The organism is Bifidobacterium sp. POST2/T3 (B1), from assembly GCF_058197115.1.
Window position 1 is genome coordinate 1 of the sequence record NZ_JBVPQK010000196.1, and the last position, 5,097, is coordinate 5,097.

Sequence of the window (5,097 nt, forward strand, 5' to 3'; positions counted from 1 at the left end):
GGTGTGGCTGCCCTGACCCAGTACGGACGCATCTTTCGCAAGACCTGCCAGGCCAGCGGCTTTGTCCCGCAGATTTCCCTGATCCTGGGGCCCTGCGCAGGCGGTGCCGTCTACTGCCCGGCTCTGACCGACCTGATCATCATGACCAAGGAGAACTCCGACATGTTCGTCACTGGTCCTGATGTCGTCAAGGCGGCCACCGGCGAGACCATCAGCATGGACCAGCTGGGCGGCGGCTACGTGCACAACACCCGTTCCGGTGTGGCCCACTACCTGGGTGAGGACGAGGCCGACGCCATCGACTACGCCAGGACCGTGCTGGCCTACCTGCCTGCCAACAGCGGACAGGAGCCTCCCCGGTACGCCTTCATCTCCGGCCATGCCGAGCGCCAGGCCGCCAAACGCCTGGCCACGGTCATCCCCGAGAACGACCGGCAGCCCTACGACGTGCTGGACGTCATCCACGCCATCGTCGACTACGGCGAGCTGGTTCAGGTCCAGGAACTCTACGCACGGTCCATCGTGGTGGGCTTCGCCTGCCTGGAGGGCCGGCCGGTGGGGATCGTGGCCAACCAGCCCATGGTGGACGCGGGCAGCCTGGATGTGGAATCCTCCGAGAAACTGGCCCGCTTCGTTCGTCTTTGCGATGCCTTCAACCTGCCGGTCATCACCCTGGTGGACACCCCTGGCTATAAGCCTGGCTCGGACCAGGAGCACGCCGGCATCATCCGCCGGGGGGCTAAGGTCATATACGCCTATGCCAACGCCCAGGTGCCCATGGTCACCATTGTGCTGCGCAAGGCCTTCGGCGGCTCCTACATCGTCATGGGCTCCAAGGCCATCGGCGCGGACCTGAACTATGCCTGGCCCTCTTCGCAGATAGCCGTGCTGGGAGCCCAGGGTGCGGTCAACATCATCCACCGGCGCGACCTGCAGGAGGCCAAGGAGGCCGGCCGGGACGTGGATGAGCTGCGAAACAAACTGGCCCAGGAGTACGAAACCAGCACCGTCAACGCCAATCTCTCCCTGGAGATGGGCGAGCTGGACGCCATGATCGACCCCGAGCAGACCAGACCGGTCCTGGTCCAGGCCATGGACCTCCTGGCGGACAAGCAACGCGTCAGGGTCAACGACAAGCACCATGGCAACCAGCCTCTATGAACTTCCCCTCGTCATTATCAGCAATCCCCAACTCTCTATGAATAGGACATCATGACCAGTACATTCTTCATCAACCGTCTCGCTGAGCAGCCGCACGCGCTCATGTTCGCCGGCCAGTCCAACCCCTGGACCGTGGCCCTGGCCGATCTGCAGGGCGATCCTGACATCGACAAGGCCCTGAAGGAGCGCATGGCAGCGGCCGCCGACCTGCTAAGGGCAGTCAAGCCCGACCTGCTGGCCACCAACGGTCGTCAGCTGGATCTGTTCGGCTACAGGCCCGACCCGGTCAGGTTGGGGCCGGCCGCCGACGCGGCGGTCAGTGTGCCCGGCATCGCTCTGGTGCAGCTGGGCGCCCTCATGGACATGGACCAGCTGGGCTACGACGCAGCCCAGGCCCGTCCGGTGGCCCTGCTGGGGCACTCCCAGGGCATCATCGGCGTCCACATGGTCCAGGAGATTCAGGCTGCAGGGTCCCTGAAGGCCGCCCAAGGCGCTATCGATCAGATTCTGGCCACCGCAATGCTGATCGGTGCGGCCGGCACACGCCAGGCTCGTCGTCTGGGCATCCATCGCCAGGGTGAGGCCACCCCTATGCTTTCGGTGCGCGGTGCCACCCGCCATCAGGTGGAGGTTCTGGTTGACCGGGTTCCTGGCGCTCGCGGCCCCATCAGTGTGGCCGTGACCAACTCGGATCGCAACCTGGTCCTGTCTGGCTATCCGGAGGATCTGGCCGCCTTTGCCATCGAGGCGGGCAAGGAGGGCGCGCATCAGCGCCAACTGCGCGAGGACAAGGTCCGTGGCGGAACCGCCTTCTCACCGGTTCTGGAGTACCTGGATGTGACCCTGCCCTTCCACTCGCCGCTCATGAAGGACGCCGTGGATCTGAGCGTGGACTGGGCCTCCCGCTGCGGTCTGGACACCGAGCGTGCCCGGGTCCTGGCACAAGAGGTCCTGCTCAACCATGCCGACTGGGCCGGCCGGATCGCCGAGGTCATGGACCAGCAGGATGCCGCCTCCCTCTGGCTGGTGGATCTGGGCCCGGGCGAGACCCTGGGCAAGCTGGTGGACAACCTGGTCCAGGGAACCGGCGTGGGCGTGGTCGAGGCCTCCAACCAGGCCCGGCGTGCACAGCTGTCCACCATGGAGGAGGATCCGGCCAGGACCCAGGACTGGTCCAAGCTGGCTCCCCGTCTGCTTGAGACACCGGCCGGTCCCCGGGTGGAGACGGCCTTCAGCAGGTTGACCGGCAAGCCCCCGGTCATGCTGGCCGGCATGACCCCGACCACCGTGGAGCCCGAGATCGTGGCTGCGGCCGCCAACGCCGGCTACTGGGCCGAGCTGGCGGGTGGTGGCCAGGTGACCGCCGAAGTCTTCGACCGCCATGTGTCCCAGCTGGAGGACCAGCTGCAGGAGGGCCGCACGGTCGAGTTCAACGCCATGTTCATGGACCGCTACCTGTGGAACCTCCAGTTCGGCAGCCAGCACATCGTGCCCAAGAAGCGCGCCTCCGGCACCCCCATCGACGGTGTGGTCATTTCTGCCGGCATCCCCGAGCTGGACGAGGCCGTGACCCTGATCCGTCAGCTCAACGAGGAAGGCTTCCCCTACGTGGCCTTCAAGCCCGGTACGGTGGACCAGATCCGTCAGGTCGTGGCCATCGCCCGCAAGGTCGCACCCACCCACATTTTGATGGAGGTCGAGGGCGGGGCCGCAGGAGGCCACCACTCCTGGGAGTCCCTGGACGACCTGCTCTCGACCACCTATGCCGAGGTTCGTGCCTGCCCCAACATCGTGCTCGTGGCTGGCGGCGGCATCGGCACCCCTGAGCGGGCGGCCGACTACATCAGTGGTCAGTGGTCCCGTGCCTACCACCTGCCGGACATGCCCGTGGACGGCGTCATGATCGGCACGGCTGCCATGACTGCAAAGGAGGCCCACACCAATCCCGAGATCAAGCGGGCTCTGGTGGCCACCCCCGGCATCGACACCTCCACCCCCGATCCGGACCCCTTCGCCCCCATGGGCGAGAAGTGGGTGCCCAGCGGCAAGTCCGTGGGAGGCGTGGGCTCCGGCCTGAGCCATCTGCACGCCGACATCTACGAGATGGAGAACTCCTCCGCCGAGTGCGGCCGTCTGCTGGTCCGGGTCATGAAGCATCCGGAGGAGCTGGAGACCCGCCGCGGGGAGATCATCGAGGCCCTGAACAAGACTGCCAAGCCCTACTTCGGCGATCTGGAGACCATGACCTACCAGGACTGGGCCCAGCGCTTCGCCGACCTGGCCTACCCCTGGGCCGACGATACCTACATCGACCGCTTCCTGCACCTGCTGCGGCGCATCGAGGCCCGTGTCTGCGAGCGTCAGAGCGGCGAGTTCGACTCCATCTTCGCCTCCAGGCAGGATGTTGCCGAGCCGGAGCAGGCGCTTCGACGGCTGCACGAGGCCTATCCCCAGGCAGCCGAGCTCAAGGTGGTGCCCACCGATGTGGCCTGGTTCCCTGTTCTGGTGCGCGAGTATCCCAAGCCCATGCCCTTCGTGCCGGTCATCGACAACGATCTGCTGCGCTGGTGGGGCCAGGATCAGCTCTGGCAGTCCGAGGACCCCCGCTACGGTGCCGACTCGGTCAGGGCCATCCCCGGACCCATCTCCGTGGCGGGCATCACCACGGTGGACGAGCCGGTGGCCTCCATTCTGGGACGGTTCGAACAGGCGGCCATCGACCGAGTGCGAGACCTGAGCAACGGGTCCGTCAAGGCATATAGCCAGCTGGCAGGCGCCGCTGACGCGCAGGAGTTCATCCGCCGCAGCCCCAACATCTCCTGGGTGGGCCACTTGATGGCCAATCCGGCATACGGGACGGCCATGGACGACCCAAACTACGCCATCACCGCCACCGGCCAGGACGACCAGGGCGAGCACTATGACCTGGACATCCACCTGGACACCTACTGGGACGACGACCCCGACGGCGGCCTGGACCGGCATGCGGTGCGCGACATCGTCGTGCCGTTGACCCTCAAGAGCGACCAGGTCGGCCTCTTCCCGGTTGTCGACCGCAGCCGCCTGCCCAAGGACGTCTACGCCCTGCTGGCCGATACAGCCGGCATCGGCAACACCTCCGTCACCGGCGACAAGCTGGAGGCCATGCCTGTCATAGAGAAGGACGGTGACGACCCTGAGCATCCCTTCGGCCTGGCCCACAGCGGTTACACCCTGGCAGCCAACCTGGGCTTCGACCATGAGGCGGCCACCGGAGGCGCCCTACCCGATGCGCTGATTCCCTCCGGCTTCGCCCCGGACGCCCTGGTGGGTCCGGCCTGGCCGGCCATCTACGCAGCCCTGGGATCCGTCTATGTGAATGGCTTCCCCATCATCGAGGGTCTGCTCAACGCGGTCCATCTGGACCACCTGATCGAGCTGGAGGTCCCTGAGGAACGCCTGCTGAAGCACACCGGCCAGCGGATTGAACTGACCAGCTGGGCCGAGCCCTACCAGGAGTCCGCCTCCGGGCGGGTGGTGACCATCCACGTGGTCCACGCCGCCCAGGACGGGACCGTGCTGGCACGCGAGGTCGAGCGTTTCGCCATCCGTGGCCGTGCCTACAGCGACCAGCTGCCCCAGGAGGCTCCCGAGTACGGCGGCATCCGAGCCGACACGGTGGACACACCCCGCAGGCTGCTGCGCCGCGTCACCGTCACCGCCCCCAAGGACATGACCGCCTTCGCCCGCACCTCCGGGGACTTCAACCCCATCCACACCTCCAGGCGGGGTGCTGCGGTCTCGGGCCTGTCCGCGCCGCTGGTGCACGGCATGTGGCTGTCGGCCACGGCCCAGTATGCGGCCCAGGCCACCGATGAGAAGGGCGTCCACTACGAGATCGCCGGATGGACCTACAACATGTACGGCATGGTCCAGCTGGGCGACAAGGTGGAGATC

General features: G+C 66.6%; 2 protein-coding genes. Both read left to right on the forward strand.

The features are described 5' to 3' along the window. A partial coding sequence (locus AC0AP0_RS08855; protein ID WP_490430200.1) for an acyl-CoA carboxylase subunit beta occupies nucleotides 1-1,161 on the forward strand: 1,161 nt, incomplete at its 5' end. A gap of 51 nt (nucleotides 1,162-1,212) precedes the next feature. Beyond that, nucleotides 1,213-5,097, forward strand: a 3,885-nt coding sequence (locus tag AC0AP0_RS08860; protein WP_490430201.1) for a fatty acid synthase subunit beta domain-containing protein, incomplete at its 3' end; no start/stop codon positions are given.